Annotated in this window: 1 protein-coding gene; it reads left to right on the top strand. The window is 66.6% G+C overall.

What is annotated here, in order from left to right:
- On the top strand, positions 1–1445 hold a 1445-nt coding region (locus ER13_RS18840; protein ID WP_035311336.1), incomplete at its 5' end, for a hypothetical protein.
- Positions 1446–1750 lie beyond the last annotated feature (305 nt).

A 1750-nucleotide genomic window follows, 5' to 3' on the forward strand; every position in this document is an offset into this window, starting at 1 on the left:
GATCCGGAGCCCAGGACGCCCCGCCCCCAGCTCAACTCCCAGCAGACAGAGACTGGGGCAAAACCCTGCGCGAGGACGCGACAGCGATCCATGACGCCATCGCCTCCAGTCATCCCGGCATGGTCAACCCCGACGACCCCCAGTTCGCGCGCCTGAACGAGGCGCAATACGCCCTGGCTCTGACCCGGGCCGACGCCGCCGACAGTTTCGCCGACTACTTCTATGCCCTGCAGCACTATGTGGCGGCGTTCGATGACGGCCATCTCGGCTTCGGCGTCTACGGATCGACGCCCGACCAGGGGAAGACCTGGCCAGGCTTTATTGCGCGGGACGACGGAGCTCGAGGCCTGGTGGTGACGTTTGCAGAGCCGTGGGCGGGCGTGCCTGCGGGCGCCAAAATCGCGTCATGCGACGGTCGCGACGCCTTCCAGATCGGGAATGAACGTATCGGCGCCCGCTTCGGACGCTGGGAACTGGCGTCCCAACGCCTGTCGTTCGGCGGATGGGTCATGATCGATACGGGCGACCCTTACGTCGCCCCCATCAAAAACTGCGTCTTCGAAACCCCCGCCGGCGCCCACGCAGTCGATCTGGACTGGCGACCGGCCGGACCCGACTTCTATTCCCGCTATGATGTTTTTCCGGCCCGCACGCGAGGTGCGATCGGGATGCGCCGCCTGGACGACGGTCGCTACTGGATCAGGCTTCCGACCTTCAACGGAGATCCCGAAAGTGAAGACGGGCGCGGTCTGGGCGGCTTGATCACGCAGATCGCCGCACAGGCCGCCGCCCTGCGGACAGCCCCGGCGATTGTCTTCGACCTTCGCGGCAATGGCGGCGGATCATCGCTGTGGTCGGATCAGATCGCAGAAAACCTGTGGGGGCCGGGCGCGTTTCAGCACGCGCCCGAACCTCCCATGACAGTCGTCTGGCGCGCCTCCGAAGACAATCTGCAAGCCATGCGCGCGAACCTGGAAAAGCGCGACGCGAATGGAAGCCTCTCAAGCGAAGCCAGGGACTGGTATCGGAATTCCATCGCCGGTCTGGAGCATGCGCTGGCGAGAGGCAATGATCGCTGGATCATAAGGCCCGATCTCGATGGCGGCTCGGCGACCGCCCCCGAGGCCTTGGCCTTTCAGCCGCCGGGGGGGACCGTGTTCGTGCTGACGGACGAGACCTGCATGTCGGCCTGCCTGGACGCCGTGGACCTGTGGGTTCGTCTCGGCGCAAAACCCATCGGACGCGAGACCGGGGCCGATACCGTCTATATGGAAGTGCGATCCGTCCGGGTCCCCAGCGGCCTCGGCGCCATGTCCCTGCCGATGAAATTCTATATCGGCCGGGAGCGGGGACATAATCAGCCCGTGACGCCCCTCCATCGCTTTGACGGAGACATGAACGACACGGCGGCGCTTGAGGCTTGGACGGCGACGCTTCCGCACTGAGGAGGATGGCGACAAAGATGCGAAGCGCCCGCGTCGCCGAAATCACCCGCCAGAAGGCGGCCCTGGCCGCGGCCAGACCGGCGACCTGACCACCCTTCACCTCCCCGTCGGCGAAGGCCGACGGGGAGGACAGGCGGGAGCGTCAGCGAACGCCAGGAGGGGGCGGCTCGGTATCAGACGCTCTTGGGGTCACCCCCACCGCCGGAGTCGCCCCCGCCTGGTCGCAAGCGCGACCTGTCCTCCCCACGCGCCTTCGCGCGCGGAGAGGTGACGCCGCCCTCTCTTCTTTCGTCCTGTATGGGCGG

This window comes from Brevundimonas sp. EAKA (assembly GCF_000698025.1).
Classification (GTDB): Bacteria; Pseudomonadota; Alphaproteobacteria; order Caulobacterales; family Caulobacteraceae; genus Brevundimonas; species Brevundimonas mediterranea_A.